The sequence below is a fragment of the Mesocryomonas fontinalis genome (genome assembly GCF_055730125.2).
On sequence record NZ_JBUZWG020000002.1, the window covers coordinates 533442 to 553683 of the forward strand.

19 protein-coding genes are annotated in these 20242 nt (G+C 66.8%); 3 read left to right on the forward strand and 16 right to left on the reverse strand.

Features of this window, described 5'->3' with window-relative positions:
• Nucleotides 1-464 precede the first annotated feature (464 nt).
• The 10 genes from ACZL02_RS07685 to ACZL02_RS07730 all read right to left on the reverse strand — a co-directional run bounded on the left by ACZL02_RS07685 (nucleotide 465) and on the right by ACZL02_RS07730 (nucleotide 9083).
• Nucleotides 465-887 carry a hypothetical protein gene (locus ACZL02_RS07685; RefSeq protein WP_496258419.1) on the reverse strand — a complete coding sequence of 141 codons (423 nt, stop codon included), beginning with the start codon at nucleotides 885-887 and terminating at the stop codon, nucleotides 465-467.
• A 60-nt stretch (nucleotides 888-947) separates the two neighbouring features.
• Nucleotides 948-1265, reverse strand: coding sequence for a hypothetical protein (locus tag ACZL02_RS07690; RefSeq protein ID WP_472938003.1), 318 nt, complete (start codon nucleotides 1263-1265; stop codon nucleotides 948-950).
• Nucleotides 1266-1644: 379 nt separating this feature from the next.
• A complete protein-coding gene (locus ACZL02_RS07695) occupies nucleotides 1645-3210 on the reverse strand; it encodes a peptidoglycan DD-metalloendopeptidase family protein (protein ID WP_472938004.1) in 1566 nt (521 codons plus the stop codon).
• Between the two features lie 155 nt (nucleotides 3211-3365).
• Nucleotides 3366-4175 carry a class D beta-lactamase gene (gene blaOXA / locus ACZL02_RS07700; protein WP_472938005.1) on the reverse strand — a complete coding sequence of 270 codons (810 nt, stop codon included), beginning with the start codon at nucleotides 4173-4175 and terminating at the stop codon, nucleotides 3366-3368.
• Between the two features lie 154 nt (nucleotides 4176-4329).
• Entirely contained in the window at nucleotides 4330-4986 is a 657-nt protein-coding gene (locus tag ACZL02_RS07705; RefSeq protein ID WP_472938006.1) for a protein-L-isoaspartate(D-aspartate) O-methyltransferase, read from the reverse strand.
• A gap of 43 nt (nucleotides 4987-5029) precedes the next feature.
• Nucleotides 5030-5779 carry a 5'/3'-nucleotidase SurE gene (gene surE / locus ACZL02_RS07710; RefSeq protein ID WP_472938007.1) on the reverse strand — a complete coding sequence of 250 codons (750 nt, stop codon included), beginning with the start codon at nucleotides 5777-5779 and terminating at the stop codon, nucleotides 5030-5032.
• The gene (gene serS / locus ACZL02_RS07715) at nucleotides 5779-7062 is read right to left on the reverse strand and encodes a serine--tRNA ligase (protein ID WP_472938008.1); all 1284 of its coding nucleotides are present in this window, start codon (nucleotides 7060-7062) and stop codon (nucleotides 5779-5781) included. Before serS ends, surE begins: the two co-directional genes overlap by 1 nt.
• Before the next feature lie 44 nt (nucleotides 7063-7106).
• Complete coding sequence (tatC, locus tag ACZL02_RS07720) at nucleotides 7107-7928, reverse strand: twin-arginine translocase subunit TatC (RefSeq protein ID WP_472938009.1); 822 nt, start codon at nucleotides 7926-7928, stop codon at nucleotides 7107-7109.
• Nucleotides 7925-8593 (reverse strand): Sec-independent protein translocase protein TatB, encoded by a 669-nt coding sequence (tatB, locus tag ACZL02_RS07725; RefSeq protein ID WP_472938010.1) that lies wholly within the window; start codon nucleotides 8591-8593, stop codon nucleotides 7925-7927. The genes tatC and tatB overlap by 4 nt, the downstream gene beginning before the upstream one ends.
• Before the next feature lie 256 nt (nucleotides 8594-8849).
• Entirely contained in the window at nucleotides 8850-9083 is a 234-nt protein-coding gene (locus ACZL02_RS07730) for a twin-arginine translocase TatA/TatE family subunit (RefSeq protein WP_472938011.1), read from the reverse strand.
• An 83-nt stretch (nucleotides 9084-9166) separates the two neighbouring features.
• Here ACZL02_RS07730 and ACZL02_RS07735 point away from each other — a divergent pair, with 83 nt between their 5' ends.
• Nucleotides 9167-9364 (forward strand): hypothetical protein, encoded by a 198-nt coding sequence (locus ACZL02_RS07735; RefSeq protein ID WP_472938012.1) that lies wholly within the window; start codon nucleotides 9167-9169, stop codon nucleotides 9362-9364.
• A 111-nt stretch (nucleotides 9365-9475) separates the two neighbouring features.
• Here the strand turns inward: ACZL02_RS07735 and nagZ are convergent, their stop codons facing one another.
• The 4 genes from nagZ to ACZL02_RS07755 form a co-directional block, all read right to left on the reverse strand.
• Nucleotides 9476-10498: a beta-N-acetylhexosaminidase gene (gene nagZ, locus ACZL02_RS07740; protein ID WP_472938013.1), complete on the reverse strand. Its 1023-nt coding sequence runs from the start codon at nucleotides 10496-10498 to the stop codon at nucleotides 9476-9478.
• 103 nt (nucleotides 10499-10601) lie between these two features.
• Nucleotides 10602-12383: an SPOR domain-containing protein gene (locus ACZL02_RS07745; protein WP_472938014.1), complete on the reverse strand. Its 1782-nt coding sequence runs from the start codon at nucleotides 12381-12383 to the stop codon at nucleotides 10602-10604.
• A gap of 98 nt (nucleotides 12384-12481) precedes the next feature.
• Nucleotides 12482-14242: an arginine--tRNA ligase gene (gene argS / locus ACZL02_RS07750; RefSeq protein ID WP_472938015.1), complete on the reverse strand. Its 1761-nt coding sequence runs from the start codon at nucleotides 14240-14242 to the stop codon at nucleotides 12482-12484.
• Nucleotides 14243-14344: 102 nt separating this feature from the next.
• The gene (locus ACZL02_RS07755) at nucleotides 14345-15556 is read right to left on the reverse strand and encodes a deoxyguanosinetriphosphate triphosphohydrolase (RefSeq protein ID WP_472938016.1); all 1212 of its coding nucleotides are present in this window, start codon (nucleotides 15554-15556) and stop codon (nucleotides 14345-14347) included.
• 162 nt (nucleotides 15557-15718) lie between these two features.
• Here ACZL02_RS07755 and ACZL02_RS07760 point away from each other — a divergent pair, with 162 nt between their 5' ends.
• Both ACZL02_RS07760 and xth read left to right on the forward strand, forming a co-directional pair.
• Nucleotides 15719-16054, forward strand: a complete 336-nt coding sequence (locus tag ACZL02_RS07760) for a HesB/IscA family protein (RefSeq protein WP_472938017.1) — start codon at nucleotides 15719-15721, stop codon at nucleotides 16052-16054.
• 10 nt (nucleotides 16055-16064) lie between these two features.
• On the forward strand, nucleotides 16065-16847 hold the full coding sequence (gene xth / locus ACZL02_RS07765; protein WP_472938018.1) for an exodeoxyribonuclease III: 783 nt from the start codon (nucleotides 16065-16067) through the stop codon (nucleotides 16845-16847).
• 455 nt (nucleotides 16848-17302) lie between these two features.
• On the opposite strand, the gene ACZL02_RS07770 is transcribed toward xth, so the two are convergent.
• Together ACZL02_RS07770 and ilvD are read right to left on the reverse strand one after the other, a co-directional pair.
• Complete coding sequence (locus ACZL02_RS07770) at nucleotides 17303-18145, reverse strand: tetratricopeptide repeat protein (protein WP_472938019.1); 843 nt, start codon at nucleotides 18143-18145, stop codon at nucleotides 17303-17305.
• Nucleotides 18146-18161: 16 nt separating this feature from the next.
• Nucleotides 18162-19883, reverse strand: a complete 1722-nt coding sequence (gene ilvD, locus ACZL02_RS07775) for a dihydroxy-acid dehydratase (RefSeq protein WP_472938020.1) — start codon at nucleotides 19881-19883, stop codon at nucleotides 18162-18164.
• Nucleotides 19884-20242: the final 359 nt, after the last annotated feature.

Genomic DNA, 20242 nt, shown 5'->3' on the forward strand with positions numbered 1-20242 from the left:
TGCGAACGCGAACGGCGCCCGCGGGTCCGGCCCCGAGGGGTATGGCGAAGGCCTGGCTTTCGCGCCATGATGCCGTCCAGCCCTGGGGAGATCCCGAGCGTGTGGGCGGGCAGCCCGTCGGCTCGACCCGCGGGACACGCCTCGCCTGGCCCCTTACGGCGAACATCTGGCTTCCAGGCTGTTCGTTCCGCCCCACCCCACCCTCACGCCAGATGGTTGCCTCAATGCGAAAAGCAGTCTTTCTTCCTTTGGCTGCGTTTCTGCTGTCGATCCCGGCGGGTTGCCTTGCCCCTGCGCAGAAGTGCGCCGATGCCGTTTACCCCCGCTCGGGAGCGGTGCACCGCGTCTGTGCCGACGGAAACCAATACCACGTCGAAGAAATCACCCGGCCGCGCGGCCGCAGCCAGGAAGCGCAGGTGGCCCGGTCGGTGGAGTATGTCCGCCGCGCGGGAGGGAACTGACGGCTACTCGATCGGCCGCGGAAAACCGTTGATCATCGTGATGGACTTTTCGAGGTCCACGCCGAAAACCGCCCGCTGGGTTCTGGTATCGAAGATCTCGACCCCATCTGCCGTCGCCTCGACCGAGAGCCGCTGGCCGTCGCAGACGACGATGTCGGTGAGGCTCTGGTATTCCTGTGGGTCGATGCTGAGATCGCGGCATTCCGCGAACCTGTCGACGGAGGTCACGCCGTTGGAACCGGTGATGACGACGCTCGCGCTGTTTTTCGCCGTTGCGAAGGAATACTGCAGACGAACCGTCGCGCTTTCCCCCTTCTCGACTGGCCGCTCGACGCAGTTTGCTTTGCGCGTTAGCTCGGAAAGGCTTCTAGCCTGGCCGCAGGGCCCGGCGATCGCGGCCTGGGCGGCAAAATAGAGTTCCAGCAACATTCTGATCCCCCCAAAGGTGACGAGAGGAAGGAGCAAGCCTCCCCCCTCTCTTTCGGCTCAACGCGCCCGTGCACCGCAGGTTTGCGGGTCGAGGCTGTAGTGTTCTTCCTCGACGACGCGGCGCACCTTCTCGTAGACAGCTGCATGGCGCTCGTTCCGCACAACACCGCCGTTGACCATCTCACCCGTCCAGGAACGGCGTTCGCCCCGGATCAGACGCCCTTTCGTGTTGACTTCGACTGTCCGAGGAACGTACTCGACCGACCAGCAGCTGTCGCGATTCGGTACTTCCGTATACTTCCTGAACTCGGCCAGAGCGGAACTCGAAAATACCGCCGACATCATAAGGCCGATAACTATCACCCTGACTTTCATTTCTAATCTCCTCTACACCCATTCAGTGAGCGAATGGTGCTTTATCTATCGGGAGATTGACTTCTAATGTAAATAGAAAAGCTCCGTTACGTCAGTCTACGCTCTTATATTGTCAATGCTCAAATGAATATAAAAACTTAATGAAAGCGTCAGGGGGCGCGCGACTAGTGCCCTGACTTAGTATCCGCCCCCCAGACGATCAGTTCGGCGAGGGACAAGGTCGAAAGGCGGAAAAGCCGCGACGGGAGGAAGGACCGCCAGGCCCACAGCCGCTCGGCACATTGGACGGCCGATGATGCCGAGACCCGCAGCAGGCCCGCCAACGAAAGAAGCCCGGCGACCTTGCGGTGCCGGGCTTCTGAAGGCGTCGGGGTAGATCTTACTGCAGGTACTTCGACGGATCGACCGGGGCGGAGTCCTTGCGGACCTCGAAGTGGACCATCGGCGTATCGGTATCGCCGCTGACACCGGCGGTGGCGATCTCCTGGCCGCGGCGGACGGTGGCGCCGCGCTTCACCTTCAGTTCGTCGGCATGGCCGTAGACGGTGACGAGGCCATTGTCGTGCTTGACGAGAACGGTGTTGCCGAACTCCTTCAGGCCGTCGCCGGCATAGATCACGACGCCGTTCTCGGCAGCTTTCACCGGCGTGCCACGCGGCACCGAGATGTCGAGGCCGTCGCTGCGCTTGGCGCCGGACTTCTCGCCGTAGCGCTTGATGACGCGGCCCTGAACAGGCCAGCGGAACTGGTCGATGCCGGTTCCGGCGGGCGCGGCGGTCGCAACCTCTTTCTCGGTCTCGTCGGAGACGGTGCTGGTCGGCGCCGCCTTTGCGACGGGTTCGGCCTTCACCGGCTCGGCCTTCACCGCGGCGGCGACGGGGGCTGCAGCGGCCGGCTTCTCGACCTTGGCGGCCGCGACGAGCTTCGGCGCCTCGTAGGGCTTCGGCTGGGCGGCGGCAACCGGCTGGGCCGGCTGCACTGGCGCCAAGGCCGGGGCGGCCTTCGGCTCGGCACTGGCGACACGCTTCGGTACAGCCGTTCCCGCGGGGAGCTTCAGGGTCTGGCCGATACGGATATTGTCGTCGGACAGGCCGTTGGCGGAACGCAGCTCGGCCACCGGCACGCCGGTGCGGCGCGAGATGCCCATCAGCGAGTCGCCGGACTCGACGACGATGCCGGCGCCGCCGCGAGATGCGTTCTTCTCGGGAACGCGCAGCGGCTGCGGCGCCGAGCCGAGTGCCGGCGCCTCCGGGTTCGACGAGGCCGCGGCGGTGCGCATGCCGGTCTGGCCGTAGGAATAGGTCGGGATGGCGATCTGCTGGCCAGGACGCACGTCGCTGGAGCTCTTCAGGCCATTGGCCGCCATGATCGCCTTGGCGGGGACGCCGTAGCGGTTGGACAGCGTATCGACGGTGTCGGTGCTACCGACGGTCACGGTGTTGCCGGTGTTCTGCCAGCCCGCCTTGCCGGTTGCTGCGGCCCGTGCCGGCGCCGGGACGGCAGCAGGCTGGTAGGTCGGCTGCTGGCGCATCGGCTCGGACGCCGGCGGATCGTAGCGCGGCGCGTCGTTCATGGCAGGCGAGCCGGAGGGCGGCGCGAGGGTGCTGCGCTCGACGGCAGCGGTCCGGGTGGTCGCACCGTACTGTCCGCTGCCGGGTGTCTGCGCGGAATAGAGCGGCGCCACCTGCTGGCGGTTGCCGCCGGCATTGCCGGCATAGCCGCCCTGACGCACCGATCCGGTGTTCACCGCATCGAGGTCGCCGGGATAGCTCTGGCCGCCGACATTGCTGCGCGGCATCGGCTTCTGCGGGACCGCTCCGGTGTAGAAGCCGTCGTCGAAGCGGGCGACATCGGAGCTGCACCCCGCCACCAGCGTCGCCAAGGCCAACACCGCGACGGAGCCGGCAAGCCGCAGTCTATCAAAATTCAGCACACCAACACGCATCGATGACCCCAAGCTCACGCAATCTCATTGGGATCATTCAACACTGTTAATCTTACTGGCCCGTTAAACACCGGGGTATCGTCGACATTTCTTGTTATTCATATCCGCCGATTTTCACAGGCCGGAGAAGTCGGAGAGGACGGCGCCGGACGCCGTCACTTTCCTGTCGCCGCGATCAGCCGGGGGAGTTCACCGAGAAAGGCCTCGCGCGCCCGGTTGCCCGCGGGACCATCCTCCTTACGGTCGTCCTGGATCAGGCGGGCGAACACGACGGTCCGCTCCCCCTTCACCGCCCAGCCGACGAACCAGCCATAGGCATGGGCCTCGTTGAAGCTGCCATCGGCGTTGCGCGGATAGGCCATGCCGGTCTTGCCGTGTGCCTGCCATCCATCGCCGATCGGACGCTGCTCGACCACGGCATCGACGAGATCGAAGGCCGCGGGTGCGACCGGCAACTGCCGCCGCACCAGCTTCGAGAGGAACGCCACCTGCTCGTTTGGCGAGATTTTCAGCGAGGAGATGATCCACGCCCGCTCCAGACCGTTGTCCTTGCCGGGATCGCCGGAGAAGTCGGCATTGCCGTAGCCGAAATCCCGGGCATAGCGTGTGAGCGTTTCCGCCCCCAATGCCTTGGTGATCTGCTGGGAGTACCAGACCACGGAGTATTTCATCCATCGGGCCGGGTCGGTATCTTGCATCCAGTTGGCACCGCCCCAGTCGGGATAGCCCTTCTTGAAAGGCAGGCTGGGCGCATGGGCGTCCTTCAGGAACCCGGCGTCGGATCCCATCAGGGCCAGCGGAACCTTGAAGGTCGAGGCCGGGGTCACCCGCGTCTTGCAGTCGCCCTCCTCCGTCAGGACCTTTTCGTCGGCGGCATCGGCAAGAACAGTGCAGATCGTGCGGGCCTCGGCGGCCATCGGCGCGGCGAGGAAGAGGCACGTCACGGCGGCGCGAATCGGGATCATGGCGGCGGCTCCTGATGAACGATAAGCCTTCGATAGTACCGCCCGGCATTAACAGAACATGAAGATCGTCGGCCAGCCTTCGCCGAGGGCCACGCCTCGCCAAGCCGCAAGGCCGCCGTCGCCGCCGGCAAAACGGACGGCAGGCCAGCGCTCGCTACAGCATCTTCGCTGTGCCGGCGGCGAGCGGCTGGTAGTAGACCTGGCGCAGATCCTCACGCTCCAGCCGGCTGCCGACCTTCTGAAGGCGGACAAGGGTCTGCGCACCGAGCCCCGGGCCGATGGCGCAGACGATCTGGCCGTGCTGGGCCAATTGCTCGAGGAAAGTGCGCGGCAGCGTCTCGAAGGCGGCGTGGACGATGATCCGATCGTAGGGTGCGGCGTCGGGGTAACCCTCGCGCCCGTCCTCATGGATCAGCGAGACATTGGAGATGCCGCAGGCCTTCAGCCGCTCGTCCGCCGTCTTCAGGAGCGAGCGGTAGCGGTCGAGCGAGACGACGCGGGCCCCGAGCCGGGCGAGCAGCGCCGTGACGTAACCGCTGCCGGTGCCGATCTCGAGGACGCGGTTGCTCGGCTCGACGCCCAGCGCGTGGACCAGCGCCACCGCCGACGAGGCGCCGGGCATGGTCTCGCCGCAGTCGATCGGCAGCGCCGAGTCGCCATAGGCCTCGTCGATGCCGTTGCGCAGGAACAGCCGCCGCGGCACCGCCTCGACCGCCTCGGTCAGGCGCGTACCGGCCATGTGCGCCGAGCGCAGCTTCAACAGGAAGGCCGCGAGTTCCTCGCGGTCCGGGCCGGTTACGCTCATGCTCATGGGAGAAGGTCCGTTCGGGTCTGGGGCGCTCGGCGGTCCGGCCTTATGCGAACAGCGATTGCAGCTTCTCGCGAAGCGCGTGATCGGTGAGGTCGAGCATCAGCGGCGTCACGGAGATCCGGCCTGCCGAAAGCGCGGCGATATCCGACTGCGCCATCTCCGGACCGACCTGGCGCCCGAACTTCAGCCAGAAATACGGAAAACCGCGGCCATCGCGTCGCTCCTCGAAGCCGAGATTGTAGTCGAGCTTGCCTTGGCGGGTCATCTCGGTGCCCGTCACCGCGTCGGCTGCGACAGCGGGGAAGTTGACGTTGAACAGGACGCCTTTCGGGAAGTCGATGCCGGCGAGCTTGGCGAGTACAGCCGGGGCATGCGTCTCCGCGGTCTCCCAGGGCGTTGCCCGGTCGGGTCCGTGCGCCTGGCTGAGCGCGATCGACCGGAAGCCGAGCATGGTGCCCTCGATGGCGCCGGCGACGGTGCCGGAATAGGTGACGTCGTCGCAAACGTTCTGCCCCGCATTGACGCCGGAGAGCACGAGGTCCGGCGGCCCCGGCAGCACGTGCTTGACGCCCATGATGACGCAATCGGTCGGCGTCCCCGACAGCGCAAAGCGCCTTTCGAAGATCTTGCGCAGCCGCAGCGGCGAGGACAGCGTCAGCGAGTGCGCGAGGCCGCTCTGGTCGGTCTCCGGCGCGACCACCCAGACGTCGTCCGAAATCGTCGCGGCGATCCGCTCGAGCACGGCCAGGCCCTCGGCATGGATGCCGTCGTCGTTGGTGATGAGGATGCGCATCAGGCGGCCTTCTCGATCTTCTCCAGCCCGCCCATGTACGGCCTCAGCGCCTCGGGCACGGTGATGCTGCCATCGGCGTTCTGGTAGTTCTCGAGGATGGCGATCAGGCAGCGGCCGACGGCAACGCCCGAGCCGTTCAGCGTGTGCACGAAGCGCGTCTGCTTCTCGCCGGCGGCCTTGTAGCGCGCGTTCATGCGCCGTCCCTGGAAGTCGCCGCAGACCGAGCAGGACGAGATTTCGCGGTAGGCGTTCTGGCCGGGCAGCCAGACCTCGATGTCATACGTCTTGCGCGCCCCGAAACCCATGTCGCCGGTGCAGAGGACGACGGTGCGGAACGGCAGGCCAAGTCGCTTCAGCACTTCCTCGGCGCAGGCGGTCATCCGCTCGTGCTCGTCGATCGAGGCTTCCTCGGCGGTGATCGACACCATCTCGACCTTGTAGAACTGGTGCTGGCGCAGCATGCCGCGCGTGTCCCGTCCGGCCGATCCCGCCTCCGAGCGGAAGCAGGGCGTCAGCGCCGTATAGCGCAGCGGCAGGACGGCGGCGTCTACGATCAGCTCGCGCACCAGATTGGTCAGCGGCACCTCGGACGTCGGAATGAGGTAGTGGTCGCCGGTGGTCTTGAAGAGGTCTTCCTCGAACTTCGGCAACTGGTTGGTGCCGAACAGCGCGTCGGCCTTCACGAGGATCGGCGCGACGACCTCCTGGTAGCCATGTTCGGCAGTGTGGAGGTCGAGCATGAACTGTCCGAGGGCCCGCTCCAGCCGGGCGAGGCCGCCCTTGAGGATCGTAAACCGCGAGCCGGAGATCTTCGCCGCCTGGTCGAAGTCCATCAGGCCGAGCGCCTCGCCGAGCTCGAAGTGCTCCTTCGGCGCAAAGCTGAGTTCCGTCGGCGTGCCGTGGCGGCGCACTTCGACATTGCCGCTTTCGTCGGTGCCGTAGGGCACGTCGGCATGGGGAATGTTCGGCAGGCGGGCGAGCATGTCGCCGAGCGTGGCGTCGATCCGGCGCTCGGTCTCCTCGCCCTCCTGGATCGCCGCCTTGATCTCGGCGACCTCGGCGATGACCGCTTCGGCTCGGGCGTTGTCGCCGGAACCCTTGGCCTTGCCGATTTCCTTCGAGGCGTCGTTGCGCCGGGTCTGCAACTCCTGCAGCCGGGTCACATGGCCCCGCCGCTCCTCGTCCAGACGCAGAAGCTCGGCGGCTACAGGGGCCGCCGAACGCGCCTTCAAGGCCTCGTCAAGCGATTCTGGATTCTCGCGTATCCATTTGAAATCGAGCATGTTTCCCCTCGTCTCCAGTCAGCGGAAGACGGGGCCGGACCGGCCTAGACCGGGTCGCTCGTCGCGTCGCTCTCGCTGACCTCTTCGGCCCGTTTGCGTTCGATCATCCGCGCCGCGATGATCGAAATCTCGTAGAGAAGGATGGTGGGGATCGCAAGGCCGATCTGCGACATCGGGTCCGGCGGGGTGAGGATCGCGGCGGCGATGAAGGCGAGCACGATCGCCCATTTGCGCTTGGAAACAAGCCCCGCGGCAGTGACCATGCCAGCCCGCACCAAGAGCGATGTCACCACTGGCAGCTGGAACACCATGCCGAAGGCGAAGATCAGCCCCATGATCAGCGACAGGTATTCCGAGACGCGCGGCAACAGCTGGATCGCCGCCTGCCCCGGCACGTCGCCCGACTGCTGCATCGAGAGGAAGAACCACATCACCATCGGGGTGAAGAAGAAGTAGACGAGCGAGGCGCCGAGCAGGAAGAGCAGCGGCGTGGCGACCAGGAACGGCACGAAGGCCGCGCGCTCCTTCTTGTAGAGGCCGGGCGCGACGAACTTGTAGATCTGGATGGCAATGATCGGGAACGCCAGGAAGAACCCGCCGAAAGCCGCGATCTTCACCTGGGTGAAGAAGAACTCCTGCGGCGCGGTATAGATCAGCTCGACCTTGTCGTCGTTGATGCCCGCCCAATGGACGGCCGTCTGGTACGGGATGACCAGAAGGTTGAACAGCTCGCGCGCGAAGAAGAAACAGATGAGGAAGGCGACGAAGAAGCCGCCGAGCGCCCAGATCAGCCGGGTGCGAAGTTCGACCAGATGCTCGATCAGCGGGGCCGAGGAGGCTTCGATTTCAGCGGTATCGCGGCTCAATGACTGTCTCCGCTGGCATCCTTGCCATTCAGGGGGGCGCCGCCGTTCGGCCGCGCGGCTGCATGCTCGGGTGGAACGGCCGGGAGGGTGATGTCGGCCTGCGGCACCGGCAGGCTGTCCGGCGCTTCGGGGTTGGCAAGGTCTGCCGCCAACGGCCCTGGCACCGTCTTCGGAAGTTCCGCGATCGGCTGCTCGGACGCGGCGAAGCCTTGCGTGTGGGAAGCCACCGGGGGGATACCTGCCGCAGACGGCAGCGAGTCGGTCGATGCCGATGCAGATGTCACCAAAGGCTGCATGTCGGCATTGCCGATCACGCTCGGCTCGGCAGGCCTGGCGGGCGCGTCGGCCGAGGGGACTTTCGGCTCGGGCGCCTTGGTCGCCGTCATCAGGCTGGAGCGAATCTCGTCGCCGACGGCGCGGATCGGGTTCATCGCTTTGCGGATGTCAGCGGTCGGGTTCATCGACTTGATGTTGTCGCGAACCTCGTCGAGCTCGGCCTCGCGCAGAGCCTCGTCGAACTGCTTGCGAAAGTCGCCCGCCATCCGCTTCAGCTGGGTCGTGGTCTTGCCGAAAGTGCGGAGCATGCGCGGCAGGTCTTTGGGACCGACGACGACGATCAGCACGACGCCGATGACCAGAAGCTCGGACCAACCAATTTCGAACATTTCGGTGACATTCCGATGGGGCGCTGGAGCAAGGCTGGCCGGACGTACCGGCAGACCACCAAGCGACGGTCACCGCGCCCTGCAGCGGTGATCTCGCCCTGAGACGATCCGGCAGGAACGGGGGTGAACCTCGCTCCTGCCGGATGATCGATACCAGAGTATCCGGCGACTGGGTGGACTCACCCGATCAAAGAAAGATGCGCTGGACTCAACTAGATAGAGCGACCCTTGTGCGTCCGTCCGGACGCACGGCGCTCTAGAGGCGCGACTTCTCGGTCTCGCGGGTCACGATCTCACCGTCGTTGTTGTCGATGGTGCGGCGCTCGTGCGTGGTCGTGGTGGTCGTCGTCTCGTCGTCGCTCATGCCCTTCTTGAAGTTCTTGATGCCCTTGGCGACATCGCCCATCAGTTCGGGAATCTTGCCGCGCCCGAAGAGCAGCAGCACGACTGCCAGAACGATCAGCCAATGCCAGATGCTGAAGCTACCCACTGTCATTCTCCCTGTGCCGCAAGGCACGTGCCCCGCGAGTTGTGCCGCAAGGCGCATGCCCCGCGAAGTATGCCGCAAGGCAGATGGCCCGCGAAAAATTTCGTCGTTCCGACCGACCATTCCCGCGTTTCGATGCGGCGAGCATCGACGGTGCAGCGGCGGCTTGTCGTTTCTGTGACGCGCCGGCACCCCTGACACAGGAGATCGGGCGTCAGCCCGGCTCTTTCAAGCACGATAACTGCGGCAAGATCAACGGAGACGACGCGGTTGTGACCAAGTAGACGAAATGATGCAGGAAGCGGCAGCGACGGGCGTCAACGTTGCGCCTCCGTCGGGGCACGGGCGCATGCGGCAGCGCTTGCCTACGTAGCGCGGGGGCTCGCCGCGTCCGATCAGGCCACCCGTTCGACCAATGCCGAGTATTCCGCCCGCAATGCCGCCTCGTCGGCCGGATGGGGAACGGCGGAGATCACCGCCTCGGCGGCCTTCGCCCGACGCTCCGCCTCCCCGCGCAGCGGCTGGACGGCGCTCGAGACCTTGCGCATCTCGTCCATGTCGCCGTTGCAGTGGAGTACGACGTCGCAGCCCGCGGTGATCGCCTTGGCACTGAGTTCGCCGATGTCGCCCTGCAGCGCCTTCATCGACATGTCGTCGGTCATCAGCAGGCCGTCGAAGCCTATCTCGTTACGGATGACCTGCTCGATGACGATCGGCGACAGGGTTGCCGGGAAGGTCGGGTCGATATCGGTGTAGAGGAGATGCGCCGTCATCGCCGCCGGCAGATGGCGCATCGCTTTGAACGGCAAGAAGTCGGTGCGCGACAGTTCGGCGCGGTGTGTGCCGACCACCGGCAGCGACAGATGGCTGTCGGCATTGCCCCGGCCATGCCCTGGCAGATGCTTCATCACCGGCATCACCCCGCCGGCGGTCAGGCCATCCGCGGCCGCGCGGCCGAGAGTCGCGATGGTCGTCGCGTCCATCGAGAAGGCGCGGTCGCCGATCACCGAATTGGCCCCCTCGACGGGCATGTCGAGGCAAGGCAGGCAGTCGGCGTTGAAGCCGAAACCGGCAAGGTCCCAGGCGATGAGGCGGCCGTGCAGCCAAGCAGCGCGCTCGCCGGCAGCCGGGTCGGCATCATAGATCGCCCCGAGCGTCGCCGCCGGCGGGTAGCGCGGGGCCAGCGGCGGCCGCAGGCGCTGCACCCGCCCGCCCTCCTGGTCGACGAAGACCGGTGTCGAGATGCGGCCCCCGGCCTCCTTCAGGCTGGCGACGAGATCGCTGACCTGAGCAGCCGATTCGATGTTGCGCCCGAACAGGATGAAGCCCCAAGGGTGCTCATCGGCAAAGAAGGCGCGCTCGTCGGCCGACAGGCTCAGCCCCGCGACGCCGGCGATCCAGGCTTTCGATCCGGTCATGAAATCTCCCTCGCAAACAGAAAGGGGCGGCCTGCACGTCGGCGGCCGCCCCAAGGGTCAGATGATGGGCAAGCGGCCGAGACAGAGCCCGGACGCGAGCATGTCAGCGGGCGACGAAGCAGTTGCCGCCAGCGGCTTTCAACTGGCCGCAGATGTCGGAGGCATCGTCCTTCGAGGCGGCGGCGACGCGGACGCGGTAGAACGTCCCCTTGCCGGGGATCTCGGCGGGCTGGATGCCGACGGCACGGCCCGAGATCACGCCGGAGAACTTCGCCCCGAGGCTGCGCATTGACTGCTGTGCGGCGGCCTCGGAAGGCTGCGACGAGATCTGCACGTAGTAACCGCCCGCTGCCGAGGTGGCGGCAACCGGCGCCGGCTTCGGCGCGATGGCCGCGACTTGCATCGGGTCGGCGGCCTCGTCCGCCTGGCGCGGCGAGGGTGTGACGTCGGCGACCTGCTGGACGGAGCCGGCGGCCGGCTCGAGCGGCGCGGCGGCTGCAGCCGCAGGGGCAGCCTCGACCGTGCGCACCGGCGGCGGCGGGGCAGCAGGCACGGCAGCGACGGCTGCCGCCGGTTCCACCGGAGCGGCCTCGGCGGGCGCGATCGTGCCATCCGGCCGAACGACCATGGTCCGCACCTTGCGCGGCTGCAGGACGGGAACCGGTGAAGACGCAGCGCCATCGGCGGAAGCGACCTCAATCCGCTCCTGGCTCGGATCCGATTCGGCCGACTGCGCCCCGATCGGGTCGACGCCCGGTAGATCCTGATAGGCGGCGGGCTCTTCCTCCACCGGGAGATCGATCGGCTCCTCGGCATCGGTCAGCAGCGCCTGCTGCGTGGTCGAGGCGCCCGCCTCGCCGTTGACGCGGTTGTAGACGGCCTTGTTCTGGTTCGGAACGGTGCGTCCGCCCGGGTCCTTCGGCACCATCTTGAACGGCTCGTTGTCGGCCTTGATCAACAAGGGCTCGTTCGAGGCCTGAAGGCCCGCATCGGCGGACTTGCCATTCCAGACGAACAGGCCGACGGCGCCGATCAGGGCGAGCGACAGCACGCCGCCGCCGAGCGTCACCGCGGTCCGGCGACGCGAAGAGCGGGCGATCGGTGCCGGCGCGGCGTCGTCGGCGTAATAGCCGTCGTCGGCATACTGGGCGGCATCGCCAGGGCCCTCGCCGTGCGCTGCCGCTTCATCCTGCTGATAATAAGCCTGCGAGCCGCCATGCACCGGCTCGTTCATTACGGCCAGCTCGCTGGCGATCAACTCGTCGAAGTCGTCGAGCTCCGGCTGGGCGGGCTCATGCCGGTAGTCGTCCACCACCCGCTCGGGGGCGAAGGACTGGGTCTCCACGACAATGACGTCGCGCGGATTGGCGGGCGCGCTGAGGCCGTGGATCGCGGTCTCGAGATCGGCGCCGAGCGAGCGGCCGCCAGTATAGCCGGAGCGGCCATGCGTCACGGTTGCGGTCGTCGCTGCCGCCGATCGCGCCGGATCTGCCGCCGCCGGGCGGCTGCCCCGCGGCACGATCCAGCTCTGATAGGCATCGGCAGGATCGGACTTGGGTGCGGCGGCAGCCGGACGCTCAGGCCGGCGCGTCGAGGTCGCCGCCGGGAACTCGTCACCGAGGGCCGCTTCGAACGCGGCATCGAAATCATGATCATGCGGCGCCAGCGGCGCATGGCGCCCAGCCGCATCGACCCGACTCCGCGTGCCGGCGGAAGCCTGGACGTAGCGCTCATGGTCGGAAACGGGGCGGACGGCAGGGGCGCGACCGGCATGCGGGTCCATCGCCAGCTCGGCCTCGAACATGTCGGCGAGCTCGGCGAAGGGATCGCTGTCCTCAGCCCTCGAAAGGGGGACGCCGCGACCCGGATTCTTCATGTCTCCCATGCCGCCAAACTCCACTATTTCCGTCCCAGGCCGGCCTTGAAAAGGCTGGCCGGAAGGACATCACCGCTATGAGACGATATTGACCAAAGCGTGATCCATCACCGCATTTCCTCCGGTGCATGGACGCCGATCAGCGCCAGACCTGAGGCAATAACGGCCGCGACCGCGCGAACCAGGGCCAGTCTCGCCAAGGTCAACCTTCGCTCTTCAGGGTTAACAAAGCGTAAGCCGGGAACGTCGCGGCCGCGATTATACTGGGCATGGAAAGTCTGGGCGAGATCGTAGAGGTAGAAGGCGATCCGGTGCGGTTCCTTCGCCTCGGCGGCCGACTGCACCAGACGCGGATATTCGGCGAGCTTGCGGATCAGTCCGATCTCGCCCTCGTCCGCGAGCAGCGCCAGAAGCGCCGCGTCGCTCTCCGCGTCGGTGACCGCGATCCCCTCGCCCGCCGCCTGCCGCTCGACGGCTTTCGCGCGCGCATGGGCGTACTGGACGTAGAAGACCGGGTTGTCCTTCGACTGCTCGGTGACCTTCTGGAAGTCGAAGTCGAGCGGCGCGTCGCTCTTGCGGAACAGCATCATGAAGCGGACGGGATCGCGCCCGACCTCCTCGACGACGTCGGCGAGCGTCACGAAGTCGCCCGAGCGCTTCGACATCTTCACCGGTTCGCCGTTGCGGAAGAGCTTGACCAGCTGGCAGAGGACGACGTCGACCTCGGCGGTGCCGCCTGAGACCGCCTTCGCGACCGCTTCCAGCCGCTTGACGTAGCCGCCGTGATCGGCGCCGAGGACGAAGACCATCTCCTGGAAACCGCGGGCGAACTTGTCCTGAAAGTAGGCGACGTCGGCGGCGAAGTAGGTGTAGCTGCCGTTCGACTTGACCAGCGGGCGGTCCATGTCGTCGCCGACATCGGTCGAGCGCAGCAGCGTCTGCTCGCGGTCCTCGTAGTCCTCCGGCAGCTGGCCCTTCGGCGGCGGCAGGGCGCCCTGATAGACGAAGCCCTTGTCGCGGAGATCGTCGATCGCCATCGCGATGCGGCTGGCATTGGCGCCCTCCGGCACGGCATGCAGCGTCCGCTCGGAGAAGAACACCTCGTGCGTGATGCCGAGGAGCTTCAGGTCGTCGCGGATCATCATCATCATCGCGTCGATGGCGTAGTCGCGGATGACCGGCAGCCATTCGGCCTCGTCCTGGCCGAGGAACCGGTCGCCATAGCGGATCGCCAGCGCATGACCGACCGGCTTCAGGTAGTCGCCGGGATAGAGCCCGGCCGGGATTTCCCCGATCGTCTCGCCCATCGCCTCGCGGTAGCGCAAGTACGCCGAGCGGGCGAGGACGTTCACCTGCTCGCCGGCATCGTTGACGTAATATTCCTTCACCACCGCATTGCCGGCGAAGGCGAGGAGGTTGGCGATGGCATCGCCGACCACGGCGCCGCGGCAATGGCCGACATGCATCGGCCCGGTCGGGTTGGCCGAGACGTATTCGACATTGATCTTGCGGCCGGTCGCGGTCCCGCGGCCGTAGTGCGCAGCGTCCGTCAGGAGGACGGCGAGGTGCTTCGTCCAGAAGGCGGGGTGGAGCCGCAGGTTGATGAAGCCCGGGCCGGCGATCTCCACCGCCGCGACGTCGACGTCCTCCCGCAGCCGCACGGCGATCGCCTCGGCAAGATCGCGCGGCTTCAGCTGAAGCGGCTTCGCCAGCACCATCGCGGCATTGCTGGCGAGATCGCCATGGCTGGCGTCGCGCGGCGGCTCGACGGTGATGCGCGACAGGTCGGCCTCGGCGATTCCCTGAGCGGCCAGAGTCGCTTGCACGGCGGCTTTGATACGAGTCTCGAAGTCGGCGAAAATGTTCATGTAGAGGTTCCAGAAGGGATCGCAGGCGGCTCGCCCCGGCGAAAGGGCGGGCGGTGGACGGACCATAGAGGAAGGCCCGCCGTCAGGCGAGGATCGGCGCGCCTAACGCAAATCGGGGGTGGCGTCAAACAGCCGGCGGTGCTCCGCCAGGGCATAACTGTCGGTCATGCCGGCGAGGTAATCGGCGACGCGGCGGGCCTGGCGCGCCGGATCGGACGCTGCCGTCGCCGGCTCCCCGTCGCCGTGCATCTCGGCGGGGTCGGCGAAGTAGCGGTCGAAGAGATCCGCGACGACGGTCTCGGCCTGGTCCATCACCCACATGATCGCCGGGTTGCGGTAGACGCGGCTGAACAGGAAGCGCTTGGTCTCGGCCTCCGCCGCCTGCATCGCCGGCGAGAAGGTCACCAGCGTGCGACCGGCATCGCGCACGCCGTCGGCATCGACCGGCCCGAGCGCTGCGAGCGCCGCGAAGGTCGTGCGGATCACGTCCTCGACCATCCGGGTGATGTGCCGGCGCATGATCTCGTTGATCAGCCGCGGCCGCTCGAGGCCGGGATAGGCGGCGCGGACCTCGCGGAGGATGCTGCCGGCGAGCTCGAGTTCGGCCAGATCCTCGATGTCGATGAGGCCGGCCCGCAGGCCGTCGTCGAGGTCGTGCGTGTCGTAGGCGATATCGTCGGCGATCGCCGCCGCCTGCGCCTCGAGGCTGGCATGCCGGGAGAGGTCGAGCGGATAGAGCGCGTCGACGTCGAGAATCGGCTGCGGCACCGGTTCGCCGGTCGCGGCAGGTCCGGTCAGCGGCCCGTTGTGCTTGACCAGCCCCTCCAGCGTCTCCCAGGCAAGGTTCAGCCCGTCGAACTCGGCATAGCGCCGCTCCAGCGCGGTGACGATGCGCAGCGACTGGGCATTGTGGTCGAAGCCGCCGAAAGCCGCCATCTTCGCCGCCAGAACCCGCTCGCCGGCATGGCCGAAGGGCGTGTGGCCGAAATCGTGGACCAACGCCACCGCCTCGGTCAGGTCCTCGTCGAGCCGGAAGGCGCGGGCGAAGGCGCGGGCGATCTGCGACACCTCGATCGTGTGGGTCAACCGCGTGCGGAAATGGTCGCCCTCGTAGGCGACGAAGACCTGCGTCTTGTGCTTCAGCCGGCGGAAGGCGGTGGAGTGGACGATGCGATCGCGGTCGCGCTGGTAGGGCGTGCGGGTCAGGCTCGGCGGCTCCGCGACGTAGCGTCCACGGCTCGTCGCGGGATCGACGGCGAAGGGCGCGCGGCCGTTCTGTCCCATGCCGATGGCGGGCATCTCAGCATCGGTCATGTCCGGATCGGTCCACTCTGGCTGGGCGCGGCGGCAAAGCCCGCGGGCGGCGATGGGAAACGGGAACGCGGATTGACCGTCCCCTCCGGCGTGCATACTTAAGGTCCAGCGTTTCAACAAGCAGAGGCCGGATGCCCGCCGTGGCGGATGCCGGATGAGATCATGAGCGAAACGATCCCCGTCACCGTTTCCGACGCCGCCTTCCGGCGGATCGCCGCGATCGTCGCCAAGAGCGATGCAGGCCGCGCACTGCGCATCTCGGTCGAGGGCGGCGGCTGCTCCGGCTTCTCCTACAAGTACGACCTCGCCGACGATGCCACGGCCGAAGACCTCGTCCTTACCAAGGACGGCGCCACGGTGCTGATCGACCAGGTCTCCTTGCCTTATCTCGACGGCTCGGTGGTCGATTTCGTCGACGACCTGATGGGCCAGTCGTTCCAGATCCGCAATCCCAACGCCGTCGCCTCCTGCGGCTGCGGCACCAGCTTCTCGATCTGATTCCCATCGCATGCTGATCGCCACCTGGAACATCAACGGCATCAAGGCCCGCATCGACACGCTGCTGGCCTGGCTCTCCGAGCGCTCGCCCGACATCGTCTGCCTGCAGGAGATCAAGAGCGTCGACGAGGGCTTTCCACGGGAGGCGATCGAGGCGCTCGGCTATCACGTCGAGACGCATGGCCAGAAGGGCTTCAACGGCGTCGGCCTGTTGTCGAAGATGCCGCCGAAGGACGTCTCGCGCGGCCTGCCCGGCGACGAGAGCGACGAGCAGTCGCGGTTCATCGAGGGCGTGTGGCGGGTCGGCGAGCGCACGATCCGCGTCGCCTCGATCTACCTGCCCAACGGCAATCCCCTCGGCACCGAGAAGTTCGACTACAAGCTGAGGTGGATGGCGCGGCTGGAAACCCATGCGAAGTTGCGGCTCGAGGAGGAGAGCGACCTCGTGCTGGCCGGCGACTACAACGTCATTCCGCAGCCCGAAGACGTCAAGTTTCCGCAAGCCTGGCTCGGCGACGCGCTCTACCAGCCGGAAAGTCGCGCCGCCTGGCGCCGGCTGCAGAACCTCGGCCTCGTCGACGCGCTGCGGGCTACAACGTCGGACGCCGGCATCTACACGTTCTGGGACTACCAGGCCGGCGCCTGGCAAAAGAACAACGGCATCCGCATTGACCACCTCCTGCTCTCCCCGGAAGCCGCCACGCGCCTCGCCTCCGTCGGCATCGACAGCCACGTCCGCGGCTGGGAGAAGCCGTCGGACCATGTGCCGGTGGTGATCGAACTGGCGGTATAAGGCAGGCTGCGGGGCTAAGGCTTCGGACGAGGTCACCGAGAGTTAGTCTTGCGGGCGTTCTCCGCAGTTGCGGAAGAATGGCGCGGCGCCATCGCGGTTAGGAAAACTTCGCCATCGCGGCGGGACAGTACTGGCGCTCAAACTCTAAGACGCTCGTCATCCCGGACCTGATCCGGGATCCATTCCTCTCCGCGTCAACGCCGCTCCGGCGCAGATCAGTTTCCAAATATCAGACGGTTTGGAATGGATCCCGGGTCAAGCCCGGGATTACGAGCGTCGCGAAGCGCGGCAGAACGTCCTGCGCGGGCCGAGACGCAACCCGTGCGGCCAGAGGTGTAGCCCGTCGCACCTGAACGATCAGAGGCCAGAGAAGCCGTCCGCAAGCTTTTCTCGCGAACCCCTGACCGCCTTTGCAGAACAAGTGCAGGACGCCTGCACCCACCAAAACTCGAACCTCAGTTCCCCGCAAACCCCCTGCCGCCCTCGGCATAGGCGAGCGCCGTGCGGCGGTCGGCTTCGGTGGCGAGCGAGAAGGCCTCTTCCTGCAAGGGGCGGATCCAGGCCTGGTCGGTCGGCTCGGCTTGCTTCAGCGCCGCGGTGAGCATGGCAAGACCGCGGACCGGCTCGGCGCGCAGCTTGATCTTCTCGCCGTCGAACAGGAGATAGCCGAGCAAGGCCTGGGCGCTGACATTGCCTTTTTCGGAGGCGAGCTTCAGCCAGCGGGCGGCCTGGCGCGGGTTCGGGCGACCGCCCTCGCCGTTCAGCAGCATGCGGCCGAGCTGGTACTGCGCGCGCGGATCGCCGAACACCGAGGCGGCGTGGAAGTAGAGCTGCCGGGCCTGCGACAGGTCGACCGAGACCGGCGAGTCGGGAATGCCCTTGCGCATGTAGTCGGCGAGCGCGGTCACCGAGCTCGCGACATAGGCAGCGTTCGGCGAGGACGACGTATCGTCCTGCTCGGCATTGATGATCTCCTCGAAGATCTTGAACGCCTCGAAATCGTTCTTCGGAACGCCGTCGCCTTCGGCATACATCTGCCCGAGCTTCCAGCGCGCACCGGGATGGCCCTTGTCGGCGGCATACCGCAGGGCTTCCACCGCCTCGGTCTTCTCGCCGCGCTTGTAGGCCTTGAAGCCGAAGGAGAAGAGCTCCATCGGGCCGGCATCGGGCGTGACCAGGGTATTCGGGTCGAGGGCAAGCGTCGGCCGGACGCCGACACCGACGACCGCGGCGAGCGACAGTGTCGCAAGGACCAGCGCGCGCGGCAGATAACGGCCCGCGCGGAAACCGGCCGTCATGGGAGCGCCGGCTGCCCTAGAGGTCTGCATAGGTGTGCTTCTCGGCAGCGCCGCCGGGATGGGTGACGGCGCCTTGACGGGCGGAGCCGACCTGCTGCGCGTATTTCCAGATCGAGCCCGAGGCGTAATTCGTCTCCCGCGGCCGCCAGGCAGCTGCGCGTGTGGCCATTTCCTCGTCGCTGACGCGCACCGACAGCGTGCCGGCGATGGCGTCGAGGTCGATGATGTCGCCGTCCCGCAGATGCGCGATCGGGCCACCGGTCGCCGCCTCCGGCCCGACATGGCCGACGCAGAAGCCGCGGGTGGCGCCGGAGAAGCGCCCGTCGGTGATCAGTGCCACCTTGTCGCCCATGCCTTGCCCGTAGAGCGCGGCGGTGGTCGACAGCATCTCGCGCATGCCCGGCCCGCCGCGGGGTCCCTCGTAGCGGATGACCAGCACGTCGCCTTCGGCATAAGCCTTGCTCGAGACTGCCGCAAAACACTCTTCTTCCGAGTCGAAGCAGCGCGCAGGGCCGGAAAAGATCAGGTTGCCCATGCCGGCGACCTTCACGATCGCCCCGTCCGGCGCGAGGTTGCCGCTGAGACCGACGACGCCACCGGTGACGGTGATCGGCTTGTCGGCCGGACGCACGACGTCCTGCTCCTCGTTCCAGGCGATCTTCGCCATGTTCTCGGCGAGCGTCAGCCCGGTGACCGTCATGCAGTCGCCGTGCAGATGGCCGTTGTCGAACAGCGTCTTCATCAACAGCGGAATGCCGCCGGCCTCGAACATGTCCTTGGCGACGTAGCGGCCGCCCGGCTTCAGGTCGGCGATGTACGGCGTGCGCTTGAAGATCTCGGCGACGTCGAAGAGGTCGAACGCGATGCCGGCCTCGTGTGCGATGGCCGGCAGGTGCAGCGCGGCATTGGTTGAGCCGCCCGACGCGGCGACGACGGCTGCGGCATTCTCCAGCGACTTCCGTGTGACGATGTCGCGCGGCCGGATGTTCTTGGCGAGGAGCTCCATCACCTTCTCGCCGGCGGCGTAGTTCAGCTGCTCGCGGATCGAATACGGTGCCGGGGCGCCGCAGGAATAGGGCAGCGCCAGGCCGATCGCCTCGGCGACGGTCGCCATCGTGTTGGCGGTGAACTGCGCGCCGCAGGAGCCGGCACCCGGACAGGCCGCCTGCTCGATCTCGGAGAGGCCAGCATCGTCGATCGCGCCGACCGAATACTGGCCGACCGCCTCGAACACGTCCTGAACCGTCACTTCCCGTCCGCGGAAGGTGCCGGGCAGGATCGAGCCGCCATAGATGAAGACCGAGGGCACGTTCAGTCGGACCATCGCCATCATCATGCCCGGCAGCGACTTGTCGCAGCCGGCGAGGCCGACGATCGCGTCATAGCCATGGCCGCGCATCGTCAGCTCGACCGAGTCGGCGATCACCTCGCGCGAGACCAGCGAGGCCTTCATGCCCTGGTGGCCCATGGCGATGCCATCGGTGACGGTGATGGTGACGAACTCGCGCGGCGTACCCTTGGCGGCAGCGACGCCCTTCTTCACGAACTGTGCCTGGTGCATCAGCGAGATGTTGCAGGGCGCTGCCTCGTTCCAGCAGCTGGCGACCCCCACCAGCGGCTGGTGGATCTCCTCGGTGGTGAGGCCCATGGCGTAGAGATAGGAGCGATGCGGCGCGCGGGACGGGCCTTCCGTCACGTGACGGCTCGGCAGTCTCGACTTGTCGAATGTTGTTACCAACGCCACATCCCTCACATACCCATCGGAACCGGCGCCCCCGCCCCTTACCTGCCGTCACTCCCCCGAATGACGCCCCTGAGGTGAGCGTCGTTTATGGCGGCAAGGCGGCAATGTCCCGTTGGGCGTGTATAGCCGATGCAAGATTGCAATAGTGTTGCCAGAAGCCCACAAAGCCATCTGAACGTCTCGCAGGAACATCTGGTAAGACGCTGAACAGAAAACGAAAAAGGCACGCCTCGCGGCGCGCCCATTAATTTGTGCAGTGAACATTCAAATTGCGCTTCGCGGAGAGGAATGCGCGGCTCCGCGGGCTTCGGATCGGCCTGCCGATCGCCAGGCATCAACCTCGCCTAGCGCGG